Raw genomic sequence first — 26,092 nt, 5'->3', positions numbered from 1 at the left:
TTTTGAGCTTGGCCTGAACTATAGCGGCCGGCCTGCTGTACGCTGCGGGCTTCATCCAATTCGGAAACCACCATGCAATACCGTCGTTTGGGCCGCAGCGGCCTGCAAGTCTCCGAACTCTCGCTGGGTTCATGGGTCACTTACGCCAAGCAGGTCGATACCAAGGCCGCCTCCGAGATGCTGGCCGCCGCGTTTGATGCCGGTGTCAACTTCTTCGATAACGCCGAGGTCTATGCCCTGGGTCAGAGTGAAATCGTGATGGGCGAGGCTTTCAAGGCGCTGAAGTGGCCGCGCCTGAACTACATCGTCTCGACTAAGTTTTACTGGGGCTTGGGCGGCGAAGGCAATCCGGTCAACCGCAAAGACACGCTGAACCGCAAATACCTGATGCAGGCAATCGACGGCTCGCTCAAGCGCATGCAGCTGGACTTCATCGATCTGGTCTATTGCCACCGCCCCGACCCGCACACGCCGATCGAAGAGACCGTGCGCGCGATGAGCGACATGATCACCCAGGGCAAGGCGCTTTACTGGGGCACCAGCGAATGGTCGGCCAGTGATATCCGCGCGGCCTGGGAGATTGCCGAGCGCCACCACCTGCACAAGCCGGTGATGGAGCAGCCGCAGTACAACCTCTTCCACCGCAGCAAGGTCGAGCAGGAATATGCGCGCCTTTATGAAGACATCGGCTTGGGCCTGACCACCTGGAGCCCCTTGGCATCGGGCTTGCTGACCGGCAAGTACAAGGATGGCGTGCCGGCCGGCAGCCGCGGTGCGCTCGACAATATGAGCTGGATGGTCGAAGGTTTGACCGACAAGGCCAAAAACGCGGCGGTGACGCAGTTGGCGGCGGTGGCTGCCGACTTGGGCGGCAATGTGGCGCAGCTCGCGATCGCCTGGGCCAATCACAATCCGCGCGTTTCTACCGTCATTCTGGGCGCCAGCAAGTTTGCGCAGCTGCAAGACAATCTCGGCGCGCTGGCCTTGACGCCGAAACTGACGCCTGAGGTGTTGGCGCGCATCGATGCGATTACCGAGCCATTGGCAAAGTAGTCCATTGACCTCAGTCAAGCAGCGGGTTTTTCGGGGGCGAGCCCGTCATCCGCGCATGCCATAGTGCGCGATGAAATGGATTCGTCGGCTTAGCGCCTTACTTCTGCTGACAATGGCGGCGCTGCCTGCACTTGGCGGCAGCGCTGCCGCTTCCTTGGCTGAAGCTCGCTTTGAGTCGGTCGGCGCCGACGCTATCCCGCGCGGCGTGGTGGCGTCGTTGGCGCAAGACAAGGCGGGTTTTATCTGGGTCGCCACGGGCGATGGCCTGGTGCGTTACGACGGCTACCGCTTTCGCCCGCAGGAGCGCGCCAGCAAGATCGCCGCAGCGCGCAATCTGGGTTGGCTGCGTGCGCTGCTGCCCGCCCGCGATGGGCGTTTGTGGATAGGCACCGAGACCGATGGTTTGGCCGTTTATGACCCGCTGACCGAGCAGGTCAGCAGCTTTCGCTTTGAGCATGAGGCTCCAGCAGCGAACCCCAACTCGGTGGAAAAACTCTCACCCTTGCCGACCATCCGAGCCTTGGCTGAAGATGTGGATGGCTCGATCTGGCTGGGCACCCTGGGTGGCGGCCTGCATCGCTTTGACCCCCACACCCAAACTTTCAGCCACTATCGGCACAGCGCTGCTGCCGGCAGCTTGGATGATGCAAGAGTGCAATCGCTGCTGGTCGACCGTCAAGGCACGCTGTGGGTCGGCACCTGGTCGGGCTTGAGCCGCTTTGACAGGGCGAGCCAGCGCTTTGAGCCGATACTGCAAGGCTTGGCCGGGCAACGCGTGCAAGCGCTGCTGCAGGCGTCTAACGGGCAAATCTGGGCGGGTACACAGCGTGGCAGCTTGGCCGTGATGGACCCGCAAACCGGTCAAGGCAAGCTGCTTGGCGATGATGAGCAAGGTGCAGGCGGGCCGATCGCCGGGCGCGGGGAGATCAATAGCCTGATCGAAGCGACGAGCGGTCAAATCTGGGTTGGTCATGCGGGCGGCATTGATGTGCATGACTTGCGCTCGCGACGCCTGCAGCAGCGTATGCGGCACGACCCGCGCAAGCCGGCCGGCTTGGCCGGCGATGAGGTCGTGAATTTGTGGGTCGACCGCGCGGGCTGGGTTTGGGTGGGCGGCTTTGGCCTGGGGCTGCAACGCCACAATCCAAACAATCACAGCATTTGGGTGCGCGGCGCCGGCTCCGCTGTCGGCCTCGTTGGCGGGCCCACAGGCGACCTCAAGAAGCCTGATGTGCGCAGCCTTTTGTCGCTGAAAAACGGCGAGCTTCTGGCCGCCGGGCATGACGGCCAAGTGGCGCGTTTGGACGCCGGTCTGCGTGTTGTTGGCGGGCTGCGGCCACGGCTGATGGCGGGCTCGACGCAAGGCAAAGAGTACGCCGCACTTTCACCCGCTGCGCAGCTGGAGGCTGCGCGCATCACCTCAATGGCCCAAATGCCGGATGGAAAAATATGGCTGGGCGCGGAAGGGCTGCTCTATCAATTCGATGCGCAAGATCGACAGCTGCGCAGCCTGCATCTGGACGCCGGCAAGACCCGGCGATTGCTGGCCGGCAGCGACGGCTCGCTGTGGATTGGTGCAGATGATGGCCTGCATGTCTTGCGCCCTGGGGCCGCCAAAGTGCAGCGTTTGGCGCGACCTGGCGGCCAAGCGCTCACGGGCGAAATACATGTGATGGCCGAGGCGCCGGATCGCGCCCTGTGGGTCGGCAGCATGCGCGGCTTGTTCCGCTTGGCCGCAGAGGGCAGCGAGTTGCAGCGGGTCGCGTCACCGGCCGGGGCTGAGCTGGCCAACCCGGTGGTGCTGGGGCTGTTGTTCGATAGCAAGCAAACGCTTTGGGTCGACACCGCCGTGGCCGGCCTGCACCGGATGAAGGCCTGGGATGGCAGGCAAGCCAGTTTTGAGCGCATCAGCGAGCGCCATGGCATTGTCAACCGGCCCTTCGGCGCGAACTTGCTGGAAGACGGCCGTGGCCGCATCTGGACGCAGATGAATGTCTATGACCCGGTCTCCGACAGGTTGGATGAGCTCACCCCAACTGATGGTCTCGACATCGGCACCCCTTGGTTCTTCTCTTTCGCCAAGGCAGCGGACGGGCGCTTTTTGTTCGGTGGCAGCAAAGGCATCGCGGTGGTCTCGCCGGATCAATTTGATCGCTCAAGGCATGCTCCGCCGCTGGTGGTGTCAGAGCTGCGCATCAATGGCGAGCGCCAGCAAGCAGGGCAATTGCAGGACGGTCTGCGCCTGAGCCCGCAGCAACGCAGCTTCAGCCTGGAGTTTGCGGCGCTGGACTACAGCAACCCGGGCCGCAGCCGCTATGCCTACAAGTTAGAGGGCTTTGATCCGGACTGGATAGCGACCGGCGCCGACTTGCGCGTGGCCAGCTACAGCAATCTGAGTCCGGGCGACTATGTGCTGCGGGTGCGCGCGCACAACCGCAGCGGTGTCGCCAGCGAGCAGGAGTTGGCTATTCCAGTGAAGGTCTTGCCCGCCTGGTGGCAGCAATGGTGGTTTCGTGTCGTGCTGCTGGCGCTGTTGGCCGCTGCCGTTGCGGCGCTGGTGCGTTCGCGCACGCGGCTCTTGCGCCAGCGGCAAGTCTGGTTGGAGAACAAGGTGCGCGAGCGCACGGCGGCACTGGAAGCTTCCAGCCTGACCGACCCTTTGACGGGTCTGCGCAACCGGCGCTTTCTGGCGCAGCAGATCGAGTCCGATGTCGCTTTGACCTTGCGTCGCAATGAAACGCCCAGGCAGGGCGCAGCCTTGGAGGATGGCGACATGATCTTCTTCTTGGTCGATATTGACCATTTCAAGCAGATCAACGACGAACTCGGCCATGCCGCAGGCGACGCGGTGCTGCGGCAGATGCGCGGCCGCTTGGCCTCGGTGTTCCGCGACAGCGACTACTTGGTGCGCTGGGGCGGCGAAGAGTTTTTGATCGTTGCGCGCGAGACTTCGCGCCGGCATGCCGCCGACTTGGCCGAGCGCGCCTGCCGCGCCATCGCCGAGCAGCCTTTTGTGCTGGATGACGGCAGCAGCTTGAGCAAGACTTGCTCGCTCGGTTTTGCCTGTTTCCCCTTGGCGCCTCAGGCGGCAAGGGCGGTGGACTGGAACGCCACCGTCAATCTGGCCGATGCAGCGCTGCTCGCCGTCAAGCGCGCCGGCCGCAAAGGCTGGCTCGGCGTGCTCAGCGCTCCCGGCGCCTCGGTGCAGGGCTTGACCGAGCGCACGCGCCAACCTATGGCCGGCTGGCTGGCCAGTGGCGAGTTGGAGCTGGTCGGCTCAGCCGTGCAGGCTGCTCAAACTGTTCAAGCGCTCGACGGTACCGACATCGACCCAAGCCCCGTTCAGTAGCTCGGCCCCCAGCTTGCCGCGCCGGATCGCGTCCTCCAGATACGGGCGCAACGCCGCCTTGGCGCCGGGCTGAATGTTGGCAAACATGCGGCTGCGGAACAGCCCGACGCTGGCCCAGGTGTAGCGCGGTGAGGCTGTGTCGCTCAAGGCCAGGCCCTCGGCACTGATGCCGAAATCGCCCTTGGGGTGGTGCGGGCTGTTGTGGGTCAGCCAAAGCTGGGCATCCAAGTTGCTGTTCAAAAAGCCCTCGGCGGCTTGGGCTGGGAAGCGGAAATCCGGCAGGAACACATCGCCGGCGACGACCCAGAAGGCGGCGTCTCCATCGGCGGTCAACAGCGACAAGGCACGCGCAATGCCGCCGGCTGTCTCCAGCGCGCCGACCGGCTCCTGGGACTCATCGCTGAAATGCAGTCGCACGCCGAAGCGCGCACCGTCGCCCAATCTGGCCGGGAACTGCTCGCTCAGCCAGGCGGTGTTGATGATGATGTCGCGCACACCGGCAGCGGCCAGCGCCTCGATGTGGAATTCGATCAAGGGCTTGCCGCCGCGCACGCACAGCAGCGGCTTGGGGGTGGTGTCGGTGAGCGGCCGCATGCGCTCACCGCGCCCGGCCGCGAGGATGATGGCTCGCATGGGCACACAGTCTAACCAGCAAATCGCGCGGCCTGATGCAGGCCTTAGCGCTTCGTGATCACCTTGACCGTTGCGTTGGCCTTGCCGGCGTCCACATAGCCAATCGCGCCCGGTGTGCTGGCCACGAACTTGATGACCTCTTCGTCGCTGCCCAACTCGCGCGGTGGCTTGGCGCCGCCGGTGAAGATCTGCCGTGCCCATAGCGCTTTCAATTGGGCGGAGTTCTTCTTTAAAACCTTGGTGCCGAACTCTTCGCGCAGCGGGCTTTCCTTGATGTCCACCGGGGTGGCCTCGGAGCCACCGGAGAAGGTCTTGGTTTGGCCGAGGAAAATCTTGGTGATTTGCTCCTCGTCGATGGAGGCTGCATTGCTGGGGTGGACGATCACGGCGACATCGGCGGCCGCGAGTTGCGCCCCGCCGGCCAGCAAGGCCAGGATGAATACTTGATGAGTGAATGACATGATCTTTGCTCCTGCTTCAGAAGATCATGTCGTAAGAGACGGTCATCAGCTTGCGTTTGCTGTCGGTGCCGTCCAAGAAGTCCCAGCGGCTGCGGTCCACCTGAAGCTTGAGGCTGCTGCTGTCGTTCAATTGATAGCGCAGCGTGACGCCGATATTGCTGTCGGTTTCGACATGTTTGGAGGCGTCGCCGGCGCTATAGGCCCGCAATTCGCTGATGGTGATCATGGGCAGGAACTTGCCGATGCGGTAGCCACCGCCGATCATGTAGCCGCGGTAGCTGCCGCGCGCCGGGGTGCGCGTGATGCGCGAAAACTCGCTGCGGCCGACCCAGTTGTCGAGGTCGATATTGAAGGCGGCCGAGCTGAAGGTCTGCGGCGAAGACTTGCCGTAGAGATCGGGGTCGGGCGAGGTTTGTACCTGACCCTCGGGCAGCCATAAGACCGAGCGTTGCTTGGACTTGTTATAGGAAAAGCGCGCGGTGAACCAATCGCGATTGAGCTCCAGGTCGATGCCCATCATATTGTCCCAGCTGATGTCTTGGCGCTCTGGGCGCTCCAGCTTGGCGATCGGGTTTTCCTTGGAATGCTCCTGGCCCGCGTAGGCATTGGACTTGACCGCCCAACCGGCGATGTCATCGCGGTAGGTGATGTTGGCGCCGTTGTAATTGACGACCGCCCAGCCGTACACATCGGGCGGCACCCGCACCCAGTTGTAGGCGAAGCTGACGTCCTGGAAGTCCGAGAAATAGAACAAAGGCAGGCGCTTGCGGCCGGCCTGCAGTGTGAATTTGGGGCTGAGGTTGTAGCTCAGAAAAGCCCATTCGATATCCAGCTTGGCTTCTTCGGCAGCATGCCTGGCCATCAGCTGCCCGGTGAAGGAGAAGTCAGAGGTGAAATTGACGGTGCCCTGCAGGCCCGCACGCGACTCGGGCTTCAAGGTCCAGCTGGTTTCATAGACCGACCCATGCGAGAAGTCAGCCACATAGCAGCTCGGGCATTGGGGCCAGGTTTGAGGATTGGGGTAGCCGATGTTCAGCCCACTGCCACTGAAAACGCGCCCGGCGGTCACATTGGCAAAGCCTGAGTAGCTGTAGTCAAGCGCCGATGCCGTGCCGGCGGCGAACAGCAGGGCGACTGCCGAGCCAATTCTTTGCAGTTTGACAGCGTGAAGTTTTCTCATCTTCCGTCCTTTGGGTGATGGGCTGGCACCATCCCAACGACGATGCCCGTAGGACGGTATCGGCAGGCAGCGTGACTTCTTGAACAGTTTGGCGTGCTTTTCTGGGCTCAGGCATTCGGCCCGCGCACCGGCAGCCAGACCTTGAAACAACTGCCCGCGCCGGGGCTGGATATCAGCTCGATGCGCCCGCCATGCTTTTTGACGATGGAAAAGCTCAGCGACAGGCCCAGGCCCGTGCCTTGGCCGACCGGCTTGGTGGTGAAGAAAGGGTCAAAGATGCGGCGCTGCACCTCAGCGCTCATGCCGCAGCCATTGTCTTGCACGCTGACGCAAACATAGTCATCAATCTGCTCGGAGCTGAGCTTGATCTCACCGCGCTGCGCGATCGCGTGCGCCGCGTTGATGATCAGGTTCATGAAGACCTGGTTGAGCTGGCCGGCCAGGCAGCGCACCAGGGGCAGGCGGCCGAAGTTGCAGGTGACCTCGGCTTGGTATTTGATCTCGTGGCGCACCACATTGAGCGTCGAAGCCAGGCCTTGGTTGAGGTCGGCTTCTTGCCAGTCGGCTTGGTCGACGCGCGAGAAGTCCTTCAAATCCTGCACGATCTTCTTGACCCGGCTCAGGCCTTCGTCGCTTTCCTTCAGCAGCTGCGGCAAGTCCTCGTGGATGAATTCCAGATCGGCCTGCTCTGCCAAGGTCTTGAGCTGGGCCAGTTGCGCGGCCGGCTGCGCCGACAGGTCGAGGCCGCCGTACAGCGTCACCAGCTTGAGTAGGGGTTCGACATAGCGGCGCAGCGTACCGAGATTGGAGCTGACGAAGCCGACCGGGTTGTTGATCTCATGCGCAACCCCGGCGGCCAATTGCCCAATCGAGGCCATTTTTTCGGACTGCAACAACTGGTTCTGCGCTTCTTCCAGGCGCGCATGGGCTTGCTTGATATCGCGGTAGTTGTTGACCAACTCGCGTTGCGCGCGGGTCACCTCGCTGCGGTCTTGCAGCAGCCACCAGACGCCCGAATGCAGGTCGGCTGGGTTGGCCGGGTAGGCAATCAGCTGCACCCAGATGCGATTGCCGGCGGCGGTCAGCATCTCCATTTCGTGCATCAATGACTGACCCTTGCCGAGCACCGGCGTGGCAATATTCAAGAGCTCCTGGTAGGCCTGCTGGCTGCTGAAAAACTGTGAGGCCAGCAGCTCGGCGGGCTCGCTCGTGTCCAGTTCGAAAATCTCGGCGAACTTTTTATTGCTGCGCACGATCTGGTGGCGGCTGCTGTAGATGATGCCAACCGAGGCGTTCTCCATGAAAGCGGCCAACTCCCGGTGGCTGCGCGAGAGCTCGGCCGTGCGCTCAGCCACCGTGCCTTCCAGCTCGGCTTGGTGCTGGCGCAATTGTTCTTCGGCCAGATGGCGCTCGCTCACGTCCAAGAGCGTGGCAATGGCGCCGACGACCTTGCCCTGCATGTCATACAGCGGGGCGGCGGTGCAGAAGATCCAGCGCCCGGATTCGCCAAATTGGGGGAAAAAGTCTTCGGTCTCATAGGCGCGCAGCACCAGGCTGGAGGCGCGCAAATTGTCGCCATACAGGCGCTGGCGCTCCTCGGCCACCGAGCCTTCGACGATCAGGTCCACCAGCAGCGGGCGCGCTTGGTCGTAGAAGGGCTTCCAGGCCTCGGTGCTGCCGACCACATCGCAGGACTCGACGCCGGTGAGCTGTGTGCAGGCGCCGTTCCAATGGGTGATGCGGTGGTTCTTGTCGATCACAAAAGTGGGCACCGGGTTGTTTTCCAGAATTTGATGCATCACCTGCCCGACCTCCAGCAAGCTCATCTGCACATGGCGCATATCGCTCAAATCCTGGCAGCTGAGCAGCACCAGCTTGCCCTCGGCCGTGGCCAAGCCGCGGGCGGTGACTTCGAGAAAACGCACCGCGCCGGTGGCGGTCATGGCCTCGCATTCCAGCGTCGGCAAGGCTTCGTCCTGCTGCAAGCATCGCTCGCCGTAGGCTCTCAGGTTCTCGACGTCGGCATCATTGGCCCAGGCGTAATGCGGCAGGCTTTGCAACTGTTCCAGGTCATAGCCCAAGAGGCGCAGCATGGCCGGGTTGGCGTAGAGGATCAAGCCGCCACCATGCACCAGCAGTGGCGCGCTGACGGCGTCCAGTGCCAGGCGTTGCAAGTCATCGAGTGCACTTGTTTGCGCCGCGCCAAATGCGGCCAGCTTTGGTGCGGCGTTGCCCAGGCCTGGAGTGTGATGCGCTTGCATGCTGCTTCCCTTGCGATATTTGCTCAGGCTGCTGCGCTAGCGGCCGGAGTGGCTGGAGCTGGCTTTTTGCTCGTGCCGGCCGACTTAGGGTCTTGCGGCTTCTTGACGAAGAAGCTGAAGGGCTGGCCCAAGCGCTGCTCAAAATCCAGCACCTGTTTGATCACCGGTGACGTGAAGTGAAAGGCCGCCGGCAGCAAGACATTGCCATGCGGGCTCAGCACCGGCCGGCTCAGCACCATGCCTGACTTGAGCTCGGCCGACAGCACTTCAATATCGGCGCCGGCCTCGGCCACTATCTGCTCCAACACGAGGTCAAACGCCTCTTGCACGGCTGCCTCTTGGCGGGTGCCCAGGCCTTCCCGAATCGCTGCCGCAGCATCTTCGGTCGAGTAGACCTTTTCCGCCAAGCGCCCGCTGATCAGCGCCTCATAGGTCGCCGCCACCTGAATGATTTGCGCACCCAGCGGCAGCTCCAGGCCTTGCAGCCCATCGGGGAAGCCTTTGCCGTCGACCCGCTCATGTTGGGCGCGAATGATCACAGCGGTCTGGCGCAGCCGGCCCAGTGGCATCAGCGCCGCTTGCGCGTGTTGTGGGTGCAGCTTGTATTGCTCGAACTCGTCGCCCGTCATCAGCGACACGGTCTTTTGCAACAGATGGTCGGGCAGGCCGATCTTGCCGACCTCATGCAGCAAGCCGGCGTTGTAGATGTCGGTCACCTCGATGGCGCTCAGGTCCATCTGCTCGGCCATGCGCCGGGCCAGGGTGGCGACACGGTGGCCGTGGCCGGCCACGCTGCCATCGCGCAGCTCCAGCAGGCCGGCGAATACGCTGATCGAAAGCGCGAAGTTCTCCTCCAGCTGCAGGTTCGCCGCGTTCAGTTGCTGATTGGCTTTTTCCATCTGCGCGTTCGCCGTACCGAGCTGCACGTTGGCATCGGCCAGTTGGCCGTTGACCGACTCCAGCTCCTGGGTGCGCGCCTTGACGCGCAGCTCCAACTCCTCATTGACGCCGTGCAGTTGCTGATTGGCGCCTTGCAGCTGAGCGTTGACATCTTGGAGCTGCGTATTGGCCTCGTTCAGCTGGCCATTGACCACTTGCAACTGCAGGTTCTGTTCCTGGGTCAACAGGGCCAGGCGCTGGTTCTCGCGCTCCAGACGCCGGCGGGTCAGGCCGTCGCTGACAGACAGCAATATGTCCTGATCGTCCCAGGGCTTGGCGATATAGCGGTGAATCTCGCCGCGGTTGATGGCCCCGATGGTGGAGCTGATGTCGGCATAGCCGGTCAACATCACGCGCACAATGCCGGGCCAGCGCTGGCGCACCTGCTCCAGAAACTGCACGCCGTCCATCTCGGGCATGCGCATGTCGGAGATCACCAGGTCAACCTGCTCCAGCTCCAGCAGTGCCAGGCCGGCTTCGCCGCCCTCGGCCATCAACACCTTATAGCCTTGCGGGCGAAACAAGCGCCGCAAGGCGCTCAGGATGGAGGGCTCATCGTCCACGAACAAGATGGTGGCAAGGGCCGCAGCAGGAGCTGTTGCTGCTGCGGGCTCGAGGACGGGTGCAAGTTCTTCGTTCATGGCCTTGCTCCTTGACCGGCGGCGGCGTCAACGGATGCCGCCTGGGCGATCGCAATGCTGGCCGCTAGCTTGACTGCAATTGCTTACATGTGCGCGCCGGCACCATCGTTGCCGTGTGAGCAAACGCACGACATCGGCGGGAAAAGTGCAGCTCCGCAGGCGCCGGACCTATCCCGCCGGCAGATCAGGGGCTGCCGGCTTGCCTGCCCGCATGGGGCTGTGCAGCATCGGCCACGCCGGCCATCCCGCCCATTTGAAGCAAGATATCTCCGGCCTCCTGGCGCGCCGGTTGCCGGCTTTGCAGTTGCTTGAGTAAAACTTGGGCCTTCTCAGGGTCAAGCCCAGCGAGGGCCTTGGCCATGCGCAAGAGTGGATCGTAAGCCGGGCGGAAGTCCGGGCTGAGTTGCAAAACATCCAGCAGCGGGCCCTCGACCTGGGCCAGCATGGCGCGCAGATCCCCGCTCGCGTGGATGTGACGGCCTGCCTCTATGAACTGCCGGCGCGCCTGCCAGTAGGCGCTCAGACGGGCCGCGCTGGCTGAGTTTTCAGCGCTCAGCGCCTGCGCGCCAAACAAGTCGGCCGGACTGATGTTCAAGGCCGGTAGCAAGGCCATTAACCGATCGCGCGGTGCTGAATCGGGCGCATAGGTGATGCGCGGCGCCAGGTGCGCGACCACGGGGTGGTCATCGGTATTGGCCGGGGCATCCGAGGCGAACTTGACCAAGGCGGCCGGCCCAGCGACAAAGCTGCCCAAGAGCGCGAATTCGTCCTCAATGCCGAATTGAGCCGGCGACCGGGCGAACGAGGCCGCCGCCAACCGCGTGCGCGCCGCCTCCACACTGGTGAAACCACTGCTGCCATCTGCTTGGCGGCCGATCAAGCCGAGCACCGGTGTCTCCAGGCTGTTGTTGGCCAGGATCGCGGTGGCGCCCGGGTAGGCGATCAAGAACGAGCGCACGATGCTGCGCAGGGTCGGCAGGTCGAGCTGGTGCAGCGGCAACCATTGGCAGAACAAGCCGCCCTCGGCCAGCCTGGCGCGCACCGCTTGAAAATGCTCGACCGTGTAGAGCGCACCCGAGCCGCTGCGCGCCGGGTGGAAGTTGTCCGAGATGATCACGTCATAGCCCGTTGCTGAGGCCCTGACATAACGGCGTGCATCACTGGCAATCAGCTGCAGATTGGCGTGCGGCCGGCCCTGGTTGAGGTTCTGGGTGAAATGCGCTGAGGCGCTGATCACCTCGGGCAGCAACTCCACCGCATCGACCTGCAGCGTCGGATCTTCGGCGGCCGAGGCAGCCGTCATGCCGGTACCCAGGCCCAGGAACAAAGCATGCTTGGGCGCCGGGTGCAGCAGCAGCGGCAGCAGCGCCTGGCGGGCATCGAACCACAGGCTGGAGCTGCTGCCTTCTTGCTGGCGGTTGTTGATGCGCAGGCGTGACACGCCCTGTGCGTCTTCAACCACGCTGACGGCAGCCATCGCGCCTTCCTGGTAGCTCAAGATGCGGCCACCTTCGGGCACGTCGACAAAGGCCAAGGGCGGCGTCAACAGCGCCAAGGCCAAAGTCGCAGTGGCGGGCAGCAGCACGGTCGGCCGCAGCCAAGTTTGCGGTGCGACCAAGGCCAGATAGCCCAGTGGAATCATCAGCAGGGTCCACTTGCTGCCCAAAGCAGGCGTCAGCAGCACGCCAAACAAGACCGGCGCTGCGGCCGCGCCCACGGTGTTGAAGCCGATCGCGCGGCCGAAGCTCAGTCCCGCTTGGGCTGCCCGTGCGCAGAGTTGGCTGAACAGCGCCCCCATCAGCAAGGTCGGCAAGGCAAAGGCGGCTACAGCCAAGGCGGCCTCGACGGCGATCGCGGCCGCCATGCCAGGGCCCAAAGCGCTCAGCAAAAGGGCGCGCAGCCCTTCGGCCGTCCACAGACTGCCGATACCCAGGAGGCAGGCGAGCGCCAAGGCCGCGAGCAAGTGATCGCTGCACTTGGCAGCGTCACTCTGTTTGGCCAGCCAACGCTGCCATGCTGCGGCGCCGGCGGCCGTGCCGATCAAGTAAACCGCCAGCAGCATGGCAAAGGTGTAGACCGTGTCTTCGGTCACCTGGCTGAGCACGCGCACCACCAGGACCTCGTAGCCGATGCCGAGCAGGCCGGTCAGGGCCAGGCGCATCAGCATGGCCCGCTGGCCCGAGCCTGTAGGCACAGGGTTGGAGCCGGCGGGCGTTGGTGCTCGCAGCGCCAGCATGGCGCCCGCCGCGCACAGCAGATTGAGCGCCACGCAGATAGCGGCCGTGCGCGTCAGACCCAGGCTGGGAATCAACCAGAAGGCGCTGACCAGCACGCCCAACACTGCACCGGCGGTGTTGCTGGCATAGAGCGTCGCAATCGACCTGCCCGCGCCGCGCCATTGCGCCAGCACGCGCTCCAGCGCCGGCAAGGTGGCGCCCATGGCAACGGTGGCCGGCAGCAGCAAGAAGAAGCAGCCCGCGAAAGCGACCGTCCATTGCCAGGCCGGCGAGGGCCGCGCGCCTGTCAGGGCCAGCAGCGCGGCGCTGGCCGGCGCCATCAGCAGGATCAGCGCGAGGCCCCAGCAGGCGATGACAAGTTCCAGGGCCGCATACCAGCGCAGCGGATTCCTCGAGCGTTCGATGCTTGGCCCAAAGCTCAAGGCGCCGAGCGACAGGCCGCCGAAAAATGCCGCCACCACCGCCAGCACGGCGGCCGATTCATGGCCCAGCCAGAGTCCGGCCTGCTGGGTCCAGACCACTTGGTAGCCCAGGCCCGCAAAGCCCGAGGCCAGCATCAGCGCCAGCGCGGCACCTTCACCTCGTTTGATCGCCATCATTTCAGCCGCTGAAGCTGACTTGGTAGCCCCAGGAATCGAGCCTGGCCGGAATCGCATTGAAGGCCAGCGTGATGCGTCGGGCGCCTTCGTTAGGCGGCACCGCGTGCATCAGATAGCTGGGGAACAGCACCAGATCGCCGGCCGCCGGATTGGGGCTGATCCACTTCTCGGCATTGAAGGGGCCGGTGGTGACGCCGGCATGGTCGTTCTTGAAGGAGAAATCGGTGCCGCCCGGCGACTTCATGAAGACGGTGCGCGATGAGTCATCGGTAGGTGTCAGGTAAACCACCCCCGAGATAAAGCTGTTGGCATGGTTGTGCATCGCCTGCCTGCCACCCTGGTCCAGCACATTGACCCACATTTCCTTCAGCGACCAGCCCATTTGCTCGCCGAACATCAGCGCGCCGAACTCGCTCAGCTTTGGCGTTATCAAGGCCGCCGCGTCGACCAGCAAGGGGCTTTCGCTCGGCTTAAGCATGCGGGTGTGCGAGAGATTAGTCGAGGCATTGTTCTCTTGCTGCGCCTGCTGGCTGAAATGCTTGACCAAGGCGTTCACCAAGGCGGGCGGCAAGGCGCCCGGCGCGCGCAAAAAAGGCGTGGGGAACAGACTGATGATTTCGGAGCTGGACATGTTCGGCGGTCAAAGGGGTCAGGCAGCAAGGGGCAGACGGCAAGGGGTCAGGCAAAGATCGTGGTGATGCGCAGCAAAGACCAATAAGCGGCCATGGCGCCTATCATGTAGAGCAGCACGGTGCGAGCTTTGGCGGCCCAAGGCCAGCGCGCCGTCACACGCCACAAAATATAGGCCGCAGCGACCGTCATCAACTGCCCGATCTCAACGCCCAGGTTGAAGGTCAGCAGCGCGATGAGCAGATGCTGGTCAGGCAGGCCGATTTCTTTCAGCGCGCCCGCGAAGCCCAGGCCATGCACCAGGCCGAACAAAAAGGCCACCAGCGCCGGCCAGCGCCGCGCAATCGTCTGGCGCGAGTGCAAGGCCTCGGCCGCGACCAGCACGATGGACAGCGCAATCGCCGCTTCCACCGGCGGCGGGCGCAATACCAGCCAACCTACGGCGCTGCTGGCCAAAGTCAGGCTGTGGGCGAGCGTGAAGGCGCTGATGGTCCAGATCAGGCGGCGATTGAAGCCCACCAGCATCAGCATGGCGATCACGAACAGGAGGTGATCGATGCCGGCCAGGATGTGTTCGACGCCCAGCAGCGTGTAGGCGCGGGCAATCTCGCCCATACCTCTCTTGTCATCGGCCGAGCCATAGAGTTGCACGCTCGGCTGGCCGGCGGTCAGCGTGTAGACGCGGGTCTGGCCATCGAGCCAGAAGACCTTGACCATCACCGCTGAGTAGGCTTGGCCTACGCCGTCCATGGCCATGCGGCCGCTCAGGCCGGCGCCGCCGCAGTGCAGCACATTGCCTTCGGCCTCGCAGTTTTCAGGCCACACCGGCTTGAGTACTTCGGCCGGCGCGCGCTTTTCACTGGCCGTCCATTGCCAGAAGAATTCGCCGCGTGCCATCTCGCGCAGCTGCATCTCGGCCATGCTCATTTCATGCGCGCTGACCTGGCTTGTCAGCAAGGCCAGGCCGGCCAGCAGCAGTTTGAACAACCGCAACATCATGGCTTGCTGGCCTCGAATTTCACTTTGTATTTCTGCGTCAAGGCGCGCACGGCGGCGCTGCGCTGCTCGGATAAGGTGGCATCGGTCCAGTCTTGCTGAACGACGGTGCGCAGCGGCTCGAACGCCGCGGGTTGCGGCTTGCTGATGGCGTCAAGTCGCATCGCGCGCCAGCCATCGCGGGTTTGCAGCGCATGCCACTCGCCCGGCGTCAGGCTTGCAAAGGTCTTGGCGAAGTCGGCGCCATAGCTTTGCAGCAGATTGCTTTGCGGCCGACCCTTGAAGACGCGTAGGCCGGCTTTGGCGTCACCCGCCGCGCCGCTGTTCAGCTCGCTGACAAAGGCACGCACAGCCGCTTCCGAGTTGTCGCCGGCCAGCGCGGCTTCCTGGAAGTCGAAGCGGGCCGGTTCGTCGTATTTGACGCGGTTTTTCTCGAACCAGGCGCGCAGGACCTGGTCTGTGGCGGGCGGCAATTTGGTGTTGGCATCGACCACGCTGAGCGCCTTGAAGATGACCCGCTCACGGATGGCCGAGTCGCCACGGTCGACCTGCATGGCCATGCCTTCGCGGTAGAGCACTTCGTTGTCGAGCCAGACCTGGCGCAGCGCGGTCAGTTCCTCGGCATTGGGTTCGCGGCCGCGTGCGGCGCTGAAAATCTGTTTAGCCTCGGCGTCGACCTCGGCGCCGACCACGATGCTGCGTGGGTCATCGGCGCGCCCGACCAAGTAATGGTCGGCTGCAAACAAGAGCGCGCCCAAGATCAGGAAATGCAGCAAGGGTTCTCTCAGCCATGCCGGGCGGGCCTGGCCTCGCGGACTGGTGTCAAGACCGGCGAGCAATGTAGTGTTTTGTGATGTGGACATGGGGGCAAGGTCGAGCTTGGCCTCGCAGCGGTTGCGCGAGAGCGGCTGGGGGAGCAGCAAAGCCGAGAATCTTATGACGCGTGCATGTCAGGATGAAGACGGTCGGTCATCGACGCGGCGTGCGCGAGTTCCCTTGAGCGCATGAAAAAGGGCGCCATGCCTTGCCGCATGGCGCCCTTCAAGCGAAGCTTTTGCTGGTCTTACTTGACGCCGGCGACGGCGGTGGAGCCGTTCACTTGCACATAGATCGGGTTGCTGTAGAACCACAGATCGGACCAGGCGGCGACGTCATAGGCAACCATCTTCTGGCCGCTCACGACCGGCAGATGCGTTGGGCAGCCGTCGATGGTGTTGCCGGTGTAGGTCACGCCGGCTGCAGGCACATTGCTGCCCACGGTGGTGCAAGGAATCCGCAGTTTGGTGGTGTCGTTGGCGTTGGTGAACAAGTCGGCCAAGGGGTTGCCATTGGCGTCGGTTTCATAAGGCACAGCGGCCGGCAGATTGCTGCCGCGCAGACGCACATACTGGGATGCCGTGACCGCAGGAATGCGGTAAGTCATCTTCAGGAACTTGCTGTTGTCGACGCCAGAGGCAACGGCCACCCAAGCTGCGGCACCGTTCTCGCTGAAGGTCTTGATGACAGCGGCGCTGGTGTTCTTGGCCGCGGCGGGCACGACGGACAGGTCCGCAGTGCTGCCGTCGGTGCGCAGCCAGTCGGTGTTGCTTGGCCAAGCGCCGGCGTAGTCAGCCGCACCCGGTGTCTTGTAGCCAGTCACCAGACCGCGGATCAGGTCGATGTGGTCCAGCACGGGCATATTGAGCGGCTGGATGATGCCGACTTGCTTCAGCGATGGGTTGGGGAAGCTGTAAGGCGCGTGGCTGATACCTTCTGGATCACGCACGACCACCGACACGACGATCTCGGCACCGGGGCGAACCACCAGCTTTTCGCCCATGGTGGCGCAGCCGCTGGCATCAATGTCCTTGTTATTGGTGGCAGCTGCCACGGCCAAGGCCTCGACCTGTGCGTTGGTGCGCGCGGCAGGGCCGGCGTAGGAAGCGCAGGCGACGAAAGCCAGGCGGTCGATCAGCTGGCCGCTGGCGGCGAAGCTGTTACCGGTGCGCAGGCCGTCAACAATGGTTTGCGGGCGCAGCTTGTCGGCGCCGTTGCGCACCATCACGAAGTCACGAGCGTATTCGCCGGGGTAGAAGTCTTGCGTCGAGCGGCGGTCATCCGGGCCGAACGAGCCGCGGTTGTGCCAGTCGGACGAAGCAAAGTACCAGAAGTTACGGCCTTCGCCCAGCAATGCATCCCAGACGCCGCCGACTTGGGCGCCATAGACGCCGGTGCCGCCGTAGGTGGTGCCGCCGACCGAGTCGGTCGCCACGCCACCGATATTGTTGCGCTTGACTTGGTATTCGCCGCGGTTCGAAGAAGCGCCGTGGCCAGGCTGGGTTTCAAAGCCGAAGGCAATGGTCGGGCCGGCATTGTTGAAGTTGCGCAGATGCTCGATGTTGAAGCCTTGGTTGCCATCGGCGTAGAAGGGGCCGGCGCGCTCCAAGTGGGCAGGCACATAGTAGCTGCCGTTGGCGTGGTTCTGGGCCATCCACTTGATGGCTTCCACGGTCTTCAGGTGACCCTTGGTGCCGTTGCCGGTGCCGCTGGCAGGCATCAGCTTCTGGGCTGCAGCGTTCCAGCTGATGTCGCCGGCGCTGTTGCTGCCTGGGACGGCGCAATTCCAGTTGTTGCCGATGGCCGAGCCGGTGACGTTGCCGCGGCTCTTGTCGGTGTCGCCACGGTCAAAGCAATACGACCATTGGGCCAAGGCGTTGGCATTGCCCAGGGCTGTGTAGCCAGGCGCTGCAGGCATGGTGGCGCCGTCCAGCGAGGCCGGCATTTGGCCGGTGATGATGCTCATCGAGCTGTGCTCATGGCCGGCCACGACCGATTCCATGCCGATGAACAGGGGCAGGTTCTTGGAAGTTGCCAAATACTCGATCAGCGGGTACTGGAATTCCTGAATCGACTGCCAGCGCCACATATTGCCGTTGCCACCCACGCCGCCGCCATCACCCTTGATGGCTGCTGCGCCAACGCTATTGGCCCAAGTTGTTGTCGGGCCCTTGCCGGGGATGTTGGGGTAGGCAGGCGTGCTCAGCGATGCGTCTTCGGTCAAAGTGCAATTGCGGTTGCCGTTGCCGCCGTGGCCGGCTTGCACAAACCAGTCCAGACCCCATGGCGTGTCGCCGCTGCCGGCTTTGTCGGTGACCTTCTTGACCAACTTCTGCATCGAAATCGAGCCGTCCGAGCAGGTGGTGTGATTGTGGAAGTCTCCCGTCACATATTGACCGGCGGTCTTGCCGGCGGCGCTGGCGACAGTCGGGGCTACGGACAGGGTGGTGCAGCCGATGGCTGCGACTGCCGCGAGGGCGAGCCGGCTTTTGCTGAAACCGAATTTCATGTGAACAACTCCTGATTGTTTTACGGGAAAGGGGGTGGGGCGTGCGGGTGATTCTTTGGCGGGCAAACAGCTGCCCTGCCTAAACTGCCCTTGGATGTTAGGGAGCCTAGGTGACTTGGTCGTGACGGTTTGTCCGTGCCTGATGGCCTACGTTGACTGACTAGTTGTCATAGTCGACGCTGAGGTCGGCTTCGATGCTGCCGCCTTTTTCGAACACCAGCGTCAATGGATAGCTGCGGGCGATTTCGAGCGGGTGCTTCAGGCCGGTCAGTCGAATGAAGGTGCCGGTTTCGCTGAGTTCGGTTTCTTGGCCGGCCGGAATGGCAAAGTCCACCGCGCGCTTGTCGCGCGAGCCGGCGCGGCCGATTTCGGCGCTGGCCGCCACCGGGGTTTCAATGCCGATCAGCCGGTCGTCCTGCAGCACTTCGTCGAACTTCATGTTGATCACGGCGCTGGTGGCGCCGGGGGCGGAGGCGCGCGTCCAGGGGTGGGTGACGCGCAGCGTGGTGCAAAAAAATTCGCAGGCGCGCGCGCGCGGCAGGCAAGCGCCGAGGCCGGCGGCAGCGGCCGCGCGCAGCAGATGGCGGCGATCAATGAGCTGAGTCATGGTCTGTAGAGCGGGCGCTGGAGATGGGAAGAGGGCGAGCCTAGCGACTTCATATGAAGCGCCGATGACAGTGCCAATGGCAGCGGCTATGGAGCTTGCGGTGCTTGATCCGAATGGCAGCCGCAACGGTGTCGGCTTGGTCACACTGTTGTCGTGTAGCGTGAATAGACTGGCGGCGCAATGTGGCTTTGATGGCCACGCTCAGTTCCCCCCAACCTGGATTATTCCCATGAAGCTTTCTCGCCTGGCCGTTCTGGCCCTGTTTGCCGCCGCCCCAGCCTTCGCAGGCGCCACGAGCTTCGTGGTCGACTTTGAAAAGACCTGGAGCTACGACGTGGCGGTCAATGGTTTCTACAACGGTGGCGCGGCCTCCGATGAGTCCACCGGCGTCAACCTGGGCGTCGAGTTCGTCGGCGTGGCAGGCTTGTCCAATGACGCTGACTTCACTTTCTACAGCGGCGCGCCATCGGCCCAAGGTACGGCCTACGTTCAAGACATCCCCGGTGCCTCTGCCTATATGAATGTGGCGGGTGGTGTCGAGAGCGGCCTGTCTTTGTTCTACGCCAGCTACGTTGACGTGACCGGCGCCGTCAAGGCCTATTCCGGCTTGAATGGCACCGGCGACTTGCTCGGTACCTTCAACTTGGCCAAGACGGCAGATGCCGGCTACGACAGCTGGAAGCAAGTGACCTTGAATTTCAGCGGCACCGCGAAGTCCTTCGACTTGACCGGCAGCGCCGGACAGAACATCGGCTTTGACAATATCTCGGCCGTGCCCGAGGCCAGCACCTCGCTGATGATGTTGGCCGGCGGCTTCGCGCTGCTGGGCCTGACACGCCGCCGCCGCGGCTGAGCAAGGCCTTGACAGCCGAGGCTGTCAATCAAGTTTGAACCAGGCGATCGCCAGCTTTTCTGCGGCGATCGCCTGTTTTGTTTGGGTGACGCTTCTTGGCTTTGCGGCAAGCGTTTTGATGGAATGATGGCTTGGTCTCACTGGCATGAACGGTGGGTGCGCGCAGGCCTAGTAAAATCCCGGGTTACCCCTCCTCGAAACTCCAGCTCCTCAAGCTCCTCAAGCCATGGCAACTACCGCTGCAAGCAACCCCACTTTGATGGCCAACGCCATTCGCGCACTGGCCATGGACGCCGTGCAGCAAGCCAATTCCGGCCACCCCGGCGCGCCCATGGGCATGGCCGATATCGCCGTCGCCTTGTGGAACCGCCATCTGCGCCATAACCCAACGAACCCTCAATGGGCCGACCGTGACCGCTTCGTGCTGAGCAATGGCCACGGCTCTATGCTGATCTATGCGCTGCTGCACCTGACCGGCTATGACCTGTCCATCGAAGAGCTGAAGAACTTCCGCCAGCTGCACAGCAAGACCCCCGGCCACCCCGAAGTCGGCATCACCCCCGGCGTCGAGACGACCACCGGCCCGCTGGGGCAGGGCATCACCAATGCGGTCGGCCTGGCGCTGGCCGAGAAGATGCTGGCCAAGGAATTCAACCGTGACAAGCACGCGGTGGTCGACCATTTCACCTATGTCTTCATGGGTGACGGCTGCCTGATGGAAGGCATCAGCCACGAAGCTTGCTCGCTGGCCGGCGCTTGGAAGCTGAACAAGCTGATCGCCATCTATGACGACAACGGCATCTCGATCGACGGCCAAGTCGCACCTTGGTTCGCCGACAACACGGCGCAGCGTTTCGAGGCCTATGGCTGGAACGTGATTGGCCCGGTTGACGGCCACGACATCGACGCCGTTGACGCTGCGATTGCCCAGGCCAAGCTGAGCACGGACAAGCCAAGCCTGGTGATTGCCAAGACCCATATCGGCAAAGGCAGCCCGAACCGCGCCAACACCGCCAAGGCCCATGGCGAGCCACTCGGCGGCGACGAAATCAAGCTGACCCGCGAGGCGATCGGGTGGGCGCACGCGCCTTTCGTGATCCCCAAGGAGGTCTACAGCGGCTGGGACGCCAAGGCGCAGGGCGCCAAGCTGCAAGCCGGCTGGGACAAGCGCTTTGCCGCTTATGCCAAGGCGCACCCCGCGCTGGCGGCCGAGTTCAAGCGCCGCATGGCCGGCGACCTGCCCGCCAACTTCGCGCAGACCGCTGTTGACGCGGTGATCGCCGCCCACACGCAAGCCGAAACCGTCGCCAGCCGCAAGGCCAGCCAGATCGCGCTGGAAGCCTTCACGGCCGCCGTGCCCGAAATGCTCGGCGGCTCGGCCGACCTGACCGGCTCCAACCTGACCAACACCAAGGCCGCGACCGCCTTCCGCCTGGAAGCCGACGGCAGCAGCAATGGCGGGCGCCACATCAACTACGGCGTGCGCGAATTCGGCATGGCCGCGATCATGAACGGCATTGCGCTGCATGGCGGCTACATCCCCTACGGCGGCACCTTCCTGACCTTCAGCGACTACAGCCGCAACGCCATCCGCATGGCCGCGCTGATGAAGCTGCGCGTTATTCACGTGTTCACGCATGACTCGATCGGCCTGGGCGAAGACGGCCCGACGCATCAGTCGATCGAACATGTGGCCAGCCTGCGCCTGATCCCCGGCTTGGACGTCTGGCGTCCGGCCGACACGGCCGAAACCGCGGTTGCCTGGACGATGGCGCTGGGCAACGCCAGCCGCCCAAGCGTGCTGGCGCTGAGTCGCCAGAACCTGCCTTATGCGCCGAAGAAGGCGCTGGACGAAATCAGCAAGGGCGCTTATGTCTTGGCCGAGCCAGCTTCGGTCGGTATCAAGAGCAAGGCTCAGGCGGTGATCATCGCGACCGGCTCGGAAGTGCAGTTGGCCATGCGCGCGCAAGAGTTGTTGGCGCTGGACGGCATTGGCGTGCGCGTCGTGTCCATGCCTTCGACCAGCGTGTTCGATCGCCAAGACGCCAAGTACAAGAAGTCCGTCTTGCCCGAAGGCCTGCCGCGTGTGGCGGTGGAAATGGGCGTGACGGACGGCTGGTGGAAATACGGCTGCGCGGCCGTCGTTGGCATCGATACTTACGGCGAATCGGCTCCGGCACCGGTGCTGTTCAAACATTTTGGCTTCACGCCTGAGAATGTGGCGGCCACCGTCAAGGTTGCGCTGGGCAAGAAGAAGTAATTGGGTGAATGACGAAGGGGTGCCCTCAGCGCCCCTTTTTTCTGCGGTTTTGCAATTGTTTTTTTGGAGACTCTCAAATGACGATCAAGATTGGTATCAACGGCTTCGGCCGCATCGGCCGTATGGTGTTCCGCGCGGCCATCGCAAACTTCAAGGAAATTGAAGTTGTCGGCATCAACGATTTGCTGGAGCCTGACTATCTGGCTTACATGCTCAAGTACGACAGCGTGCACGGCAAGTTCGACGGCGAAGTCTCGGTTGATGGCCAGAACCTGATCGTCAACGGCAAGACCATCCGCCTGACCCAAGAGCGTGATCCGTCCGCGCTGAAGTGGAATGAAGTCGGCGCCGACATCGTCGTCGAGGCGACCGGCCTCTTCCTGGACAAGGCTTCGGGCGAGAAGCATCTGGCAGCGGGCGCCAAGAAGGTGGTTTTCTCGGCACCGTCGAAAGACGACACGCCGATGTTCGTGTTCGGCGTCAACCACCAGACCTATGCCGGCCAAGCCATCATCTCCAACGCTTCGTGCACGACCAACTGCCTGGCCCCATTGGCCAAGGTCTTGAACGACAAATGGGGCATCAAGCGCGGCCTGATGACGACCGTGCATGCGGCCACCGCGACGCAGAAGACGGTCGACGGCCCGAGCAATAAAGACTGGCGCGGCGGCCGCGGCATTCTGGAAAACATCATTCCTTCGAGCACCGGTGCGGCCAAGGCCGTCGGCGTGGTGATCCCCGAGCTGAACAAGAAGCTGACCGGCATGAGCTTCCGCGTGCCGACCTCCGACGTGTCGGTGGTTGACTTGACGGTTGAGCTGAACAGCGAAGCCTCGTACAAGGAAATCTGCGCCGAGTTCAAGGCCCAATCCGAAGGCGCTTTGAAGGGCGTGCTGGGCTACACCGAAGAAAAGGTCGTGGCGACCGATTTCCGGGGCGACGCGCGCACTTCGATCTTCGACGCCGATGCCGGTATCGCGCTGGACAGCACCTTCGTCAAGCTGGTGGCCTGGTATGACAATGAATGGGGTTACTCGAACAAGGTGCTCGAAATGGTGCGTGTGATCGCCAAATAAGACTTGAGCTATTGATCGAAGGCCTTGCTTGATAAAAAAGCAAGGCCTTTTTTGCGTCCGCTTTGACTCAAACAAGTGCCGCGCAGTTGCCTTTCTTTACCTCTGTGGCTCGCGGGGCCGAACTAAACTGAAGGGATATGCGCCGCTCGGGCGGCGCGCCTTGTTTGGAGTTGCCCGGCCATGAAGTACCTGATCCTTGCGCCCTTTTTGTCGACCCTGCTACTGGGCGCTGCGCTGTACCCGCAGTCCTCGCTGGCGGCCGCCACCGAGGCCTCGGCGGCCGAAAGCTATAGCGCCCGTGTGATCGTGCGCTTCAAGCCGGCCGCACCGAGTGTGAGGGCCAAGATCATGTCGGCCCAGGCGAGCAAGGCTTCAGCCCAAGACATCGCGCAGACCCGCGCCACCGGTTTAGGCCTGCGCACCGGCGTCAACAAAGGCGTGGTCGGCCTGCAGGCCCATCGCAGCCTGGATGAGCGCACGCATGTGTTCACCGCCAAGGGCATCAGCTCCGCTGAGCTGGTCAAGCGCCTGGCTTTGGACAGCGAGGTCGAGATGGTGGTCATTGACGGGCGCCGTCGGCATACGGCCGTGACGCCGAATGACCCCTTGTATGCTGGCTTTGGCGGCGTCGCCCCGAGTGGTGTCAATGGCTCAGCCAATGGGCAATGGTATTTGAAGGCGCCGGTCGGTGAGGTGGTATCCAGCATCAACGCGCCTGCAGCCTGGGACACCAGCACCGGCATCAGTTCGGTGGTGGTGGCGGTGCTGGATACCGGCGTACGCAAGGACCACCCTGACCTGGCCGGGCAGTTCGTCGGCGGCTACGACATGATCGCCAATGACGCCACCGCCGGCGACGGCGTGGCGGGGCGTGACAGTGATGCCTCCGACCCGGGTGACTACGTCACGCAAGCCGATATCAACGGCGGAGCGCTCGGCACGGGTTGCGACGCGACTGACATTGGCAACAGCAGCTGGCATGGCACGCGGGTGTCCGGCCTGATTGCGGCCAGCAGCAACAATGGCCAAGGTATCGCCGGCGTGGCCTGGGGCGTGAAGATCCTGCCCATACGCGTGCTGGGCAAATGCGGCGGCTATGACTCCGACATCATGGCCGGCATGAAATGGGCGGCCGGCATCGCCGTGCCTGGCCTGCCGACCAATCCGAATCCGGCCAAGGTGCTCAATCTGAGCCTTGGCGGCACAGGGACATGTAGCGCTACCGGCTCCGGCACCTACCGCGACACCATCAACCAAGTCATCGCCACCGGCGCCACCATCGTCGTGGCGGCGGGCAATAGTGAGGGCCAAGCGGTCGGCCTGCCTGGCAATTGCCCGGGCGTGATTACCGTCACCGGTCTGCGCCATGTCGGCAGCAAGGTGGGTTTTTCCAGCGTCGGCCCCGAGGTGGCCATCGCCGCGCCCGGCGGCAATTGCGTCAACTTGAGCGGTGCCTGCCTGTTCCCAATGTTGTCCACCACCAATAGCGGCAGCACCACCCCGGTGGCGGCTGATGCGGCCTACACCAACAACGGCGCATCGGTGGGCACCAGTTTCTCGGCCCCCATCGTGGCGGGCACGGTGGCCTTGATGGTCTCGGCAAAACCCTCCCTGACGTCCACCGAGGTGTTGGCAATCTTGCAAAGGACGGCCCGACCCTTTGTCAGCAGTGGTGGTACGGCCGGCATCGCGCAGTGCACCGCACCCACCAGTGCCGTACAGGATGAATGTTATTGCACCACCAGCACCTGTGGTGCGGGCATGCTGGATGCGGGAGCGGCGGTCGCCGCGACCTTGGTCGGCGCCACCGTTCAGACCATCAGCTTTGCCGGCCCGGGCAATCAAATATTGGGCAGCGGCGCCATTGCCTTGACGGCCAGCGCCAGCTCGGGCCTGACAGTTAGCTTTACGTCCACAACGCCCTCGGTGTGCAGTGTCAGTGGCAGTACCTTGAGTCTTTTGGCGGCCGGAAATTGCAGCCTCACCGCGACCCAGGCAGGCAATGCGACCTATGCGGCCGCCAGTTCGGTCGCGCGCAGCTTTACTGTCAGCAGCTCAGCCGGCGTCACCGCGCAAACCATCACATTTGCCGGCCCGTCAAATCAAACCTTCGGTGTGAGCGCATTCAATTTGACGGCCAGCGCCAGCTCAGGGCTCTCGGTCGGTTTTTCATCCAGCACCGGCTCGGTGTGTAGCGTCAGTGGCGCGGTCCTGACGGTCTTGTCCGCCGGTACCTGCACGGTTTCGGCAACCCAGACGGGCAACAACACTTACGCGCCAGCAACGCCGGTGACGCGCAACTTCACGGTGGCCCAAGCGGCGCAAACCATCACGGTGGCGAGCGTGGCGACTCAAACGATCGGTGTGGCCGTGCCCGTCTTGAGTGCGAGCGCCTCCTCGGGCTTGGCGGTGTCGTTCACCAGCGCGACACCAGCTGTTTGCAGCGTCAGCGGCAGCGCAGTCAGCTTGGTGACGAGTGGAACTTGTACGCTGCTGGCCAATCAGGCCGGTAATGCGAACTACGCTGCGGCCGCTCAGGTCAGCAGCAGTTTCGCCGTGCTGCCGGCCGCGCAGACGATCAGCTTTACAGGCCCCGCTGATCAAGTGCTGGGCGTAGCGGCACCGGCCCTGAGTGCCACGGCGAGCTCGGGCCTGGCGATCAGCTTCAGCTCCAGCACACCGTCGGTCTGCAGCGTCAGCGGCAACAGCCTGAGCTTGCTGCTGGTGGGCACCTGCACGGTAAGCGCCACGCAAGCGGGTGACAGCAGCTTTGCGGCCGCCACGCCGGTCTCGCGCAGCTTTGCGATCGCAGCGGCACCCGTGACGGTGGCCGAGAGTGGCGGCGGAGGTGGAGGCGGGGCTTTCAGCAGCCTGTGGGTCGCAATGCTGGGCTTTTCGACCTGGCTCTTGCGCCGCACGCGATCTAAGGCCTGATGCTGTTCGCCATGAAGGGCGGGCCGCTTGGGTGTCGGCAGCCTTGTCTTGTCTTGGT

General features: G+C 63.5%; 17 protein-coding genes. 6 read left to right on the top strand and 11 right to left on the bottom strand.

Translation table 11 applies throughout. From position 1 onward, the window contains the following. The first annotated feature begins 72 nt into the window (after nt 1-72). Both LNV09_RS05205 and LNV09_RS05200 read left to right on the top strand, forming a co-directional pair. Nucleotides 73-1,053: a potassium channel beta subunit family protein gene (locus tag LNV09_RS05205; RefSeq protein WP_263556022.1), complete on the top strand. Its 981-nt coding sequence runs from the start codon at nt 73-75 to the stop codon at nt 1,051-1,053. Between the two features lie 112 nt (nt 1,054-1,165). Beyond that, nucleotides 1,166-4,402: a ligand-binding sensor domain-containing diguanylate cyclase gene (locus tag LNV09_RS05200; RefSeq protein ID WP_263556021.1), complete on the top strand. Its 3,237-nt coding sequence runs from the start codon at nt 1,166-1,168 to the stop codon at nt 4,400-4,402. On the opposite strand, the gene murU is transcribed toward LNV09_RS05200, so the two are convergent. From murU to LNV09_RS05145, 11 genes are all read right to left on the bottom strand, one after another. Then, complete coding sequence (gene murU / locus LNV09_RS05195; RefSeq protein WP_263556020.1) at nt 4,331-5,035, bottom strand: N-acetylmuramate alpha-1-phosphate uridylyltransferase MurU; 705 nt, start codon at nt 5,033-5,035, stop codon at nt 4,331-4,333. The two genes, LNV09_RS05200 and murU, sit on opposite strands and share 72 nt — an antisense overlap. Nucleotides 5,036-5,079: 44 nt before the next feature. After that, nucleotides 5,080-5,496 carry a type 2 periplasmic-binding domain-containing protein gene (locus LNV09_RS05190; RefSeq protein ID WP_263556019.1) on the bottom strand — a complete coding sequence of 139 codons (417 nt, stop codon included), beginning with the start codon at nt 5,494-5,496 and terminating at the stop codon, nt 5,080-5,082. Between the two features lie 16 nt (nt 5,497-5,512). Beyond that, nucleotides 5,513-6,676: a porin gene (locus LNV09_RS05185; protein ID WP_263556018.1), complete on the bottom strand. Its 1,164-nt coding sequence runs from the start codon at nt 6,674-6,676 to the stop codon at nt 5,513-5,515. Nucleotides 6,677-6,783: 107 nt separating this feature from the next. Next, nucleotides 6,784-8,937: a PAS domain-containing sensor histidine kinase gene (locus LNV09_RS05180; RefSeq protein WP_263556017.1), complete on the bottom strand. Its 2,154-nt coding sequence runs from the start codon at nt 8,935-8,937 to the stop codon at nt 6,784-6,786. Nucleotides 8,938-8,960: 23 nt separating this feature from the next. Further along, nucleotides 8,961-10,517, bottom strand: a complete 1,557-nt coding sequence (locus LNV09_RS05175; RefSeq protein WP_263556016.1) for an HD domain-containing phosphohydrolase — start codon at nt 10,515-10,517, stop codon at nt 8,961-8,963. Between the two features lie 184 nt (nt 10,518-10,701). Continuing rightward, nucleotides 10,702-13,350 (bottom strand): fused MFS/spermidine synthase, encoded by a 2,649-nt coding sequence (locus LNV09_RS05170; protein ID WP_263556015.1) that lies wholly within the window; start codon nt 13,348-13,350, stop codon nt 10,702-10,704. A gap of 4 nt (nt 13,351-13,354) precedes the next feature. Next, the gene (locus LNV09_RS05165) at nt 13,355-13,984 is read right to left on the bottom strand and encodes a TIGR02466 family protein (protein ID WP_263556014.1); all 630 of its coding nucleotides are present in this window, start codon (nt 13,982-13,984) and stop codon (nt 13,355-13,357) included. 47 nt (nt 13,985-14,031) lie between these two features. Continuing rightward, complete coding sequence (locus tag LNV09_RS05160; RefSeq protein WP_263556013.1) at nt 14,032-14,982, bottom strand: HupE/UreJ family protein; 951 nt, start codon at nt 14,980-14,982, stop codon at nt 14,032-14,034. Next, complete coding sequence (locus LNV09_RS05155) at nt 14,979-15,842, bottom strand: peptidylprolyl isomerase (protein ID WP_263556012.1); 864 nt, start codon at nt 15,840-15,842, stop codon at nt 14,979-14,981. Before LNV09_RS05155 ends, LNV09_RS05160 begins: the two co-directional genes overlap by 4 nt. Nucleotides 15,843-16,042: 200 nt before the next feature. Next, nucleotides 16,043-18,304, bottom strand: a complete 2,262-nt coding sequence (locus tag LNV09_RS05150) for a hypothetical protein (RefSeq protein ID WP_263556011.1) — start codon at nt 18,302-18,304, stop codon at nt 16,043-16,045. A gap of 160 nt (nt 18,305-18,464) precedes the next feature. Beyond that, nucleotides 18,465-18,911, bottom strand: coding sequence for a copper chaperone PCu(A)C (locus LNV09_RS05145; RefSeq protein ID WP_263556010.1), 447 nt, complete (start codon nt 18,909-18,911; stop codon nt 18,465-18,467). A gap of 229 nt (nt 18,912-19,140) precedes the next feature. Here LNV09_RS05145 and LNV09_RS05140 point away from each other — a divergent pair, with 229 nt between their 5' ends. From LNV09_RS05140 to LNV09_RS05125, 4 genes are all read left to right on the top strand, one after another. Continuing rightward, nucleotides 19,141-19,764 (top strand): PEP-CTERM sorting domain-containing protein, encoded by a 624-nt coding sequence (locus LNV09_RS05140; protein WP_263556009.1) that lies wholly within the window; start codon nt 19,141-19,143, stop codon nt 19,762-19,764. 226 nt (nt 19,765-19,990) lie between these two features. Further along, nucleotides 19,991-22,024, top strand: coding sequence for a transketolase (tkt, locus tag LNV09_RS05135; protein WP_263556008.1), 2,034 nt, complete (start codon nt 19,991-19,993; stop codon nt 22,022-22,024). Between the two features lie 77 nt (nt 22,025-22,101). Further along, complete coding sequence (gap, locus tag LNV09_RS05130; RefSeq protein WP_263556007.1) at nt 22,102-23,100, top strand: type I glyceraldehyde-3-phosphate dehydrogenase; 999 nt, start codon at nt 22,102-22,104, stop codon at nt 23,098-23,100. A gap of 180 nt (nt 23,101-23,280) precedes the next feature. Next, complete coding sequence (locus tag LNV09_RS05125; protein ID WP_263556006.1) at nt 23,281-26,034, top strand: S8 family peptidase; 2,754 nt, start codon at nt 23,281-23,283, stop codon at nt 26,032-26,034. Nucleotides 26,035-26,092: the final 58 nt, after the last annotated feature.

The organism is Paucibacter sp. B2R-40, assembly GCF_025717555.1.
GTDB lineage: Bacteria > Pseudomonadota > Gammaproteobacteria > Burkholderiales > Burkholderiaceae_C > Paucibacter_A.
Note: the sequence above shows the minus strand (reverse complement) of the source record. Positions and strands in the feature narration are given on the sequence as shown.

Coding starts and splice junctions, on each gene's coding strand:
- LNV09_RS05205 (WP_263556022.1), top strand. CDS start 73: ATGCAATACCGTCGTTTGGGCCGCAGCGGCCTGCAAGTCTCCGAACTC.
- LNV09_RS05200 (WP_263556021.1), top strand. CDS start 1,166: ATGGCGGCGCTGCCTGCACTTGGCGGCAGCGCTGCCGCTTCCTTGGCT.
- murU (WP_263556020.1), bottom strand. CDS start 5,035: ATGCGAGCCATCATCCTCGCGGCCGGGCGCGGTGAGCGCATGCGGCCG.
- LNV09_RS05190 (WP_263556019.1), bottom strand. CDS start 5,496: ATGTCATTCACTCATCAAGTATTCATCCTGGCCTTGCTGGCCGGCGGG.
- LNV09_RS05185 (WP_263556018.1), bottom strand. CDS start 6,676: ATGAGAAAACTTCACGCTGTCAAACTGCAAAGAATTGGCTCGGCAGTC.
- LNV09_RS05180 (WP_263556017.1), bottom strand. CDS start 8,937: ATGCAAGCGCATCACACTCCAGGCCTGGGCAACGCCGCACCAAAGCTG.
- LNV09_RS05175 (WP_263556016.1), bottom strand. CDS start 10,517: ATGAACGAAGAACTTGCACCCGTCCTCGAGCCCGCAGCAGCAACAGCT.
- LNV09_RS05170 (WP_263556015.1), bottom strand. CDS start 13,350: ATGGCGATCAAACGAGGTGAAGGTGCCGCGCTGGCGCTGATGCTGGCC.
- LNV09_RS05165 (WP_263556014.1), bottom strand. CDS start 13,984: ATGTCCAGCTCCGAAATCATCAGTCTGTTCCCCACGCCTTTTTTGCGC.
- LNV09_RS05160 (WP_263556013.1), bottom strand. CDS start 14,982: ATGATGTTGCGGTTGTTCAAACTGCTGCTGGCCGGCCTGGCCTTGCTG.
- LNV09_RS05155 (WP_263556012.1), bottom strand. CDS start 15,842: ATGTCCACATCACAAAACACTACATTGCTCGCCGGTCTTGACACCAGT.
- LNV09_RS05150 (WP_263556011.1), bottom strand. CDS start 18,304: ATGAAATTCGGTTTCAGCAAAAGCCGGCTCGCCCTCGCGGCAGTCGCA.
- LNV09_RS05145 (WP_263556010.1), bottom strand. CDS start 18,911: ATGACTCAGCTCATTGATCGCCGCCATCTGCTGCGCGCGGCCGCTGCC.
- LNV09_RS05140 (WP_263556009.1), top strand. CDS start 19,141: ATGAAGCTTTCTCGCCTGGCCGTTCTGGCCCTGTTTGCCGCCGCCCCA.
- tkt (WP_263556008.1), top strand. CDS start 19,991: ATGGCAACTACCGCTGCAAGCAACCCCACTTTGATGGCCAACGCCATT.
- gap (WP_263556007.1), top strand. CDS start 22,102: ATGACGATCAAGATTGGTATCAACGGCTTCGGCCGCATCGGCCGTATG.
- LNV09_RS05125 (WP_263556006.1), top strand. CDS start 23,281: ATGAAGTACCTGATCCTTGCGCCCTTTTTGTCGACCCTGCTACTGGGC.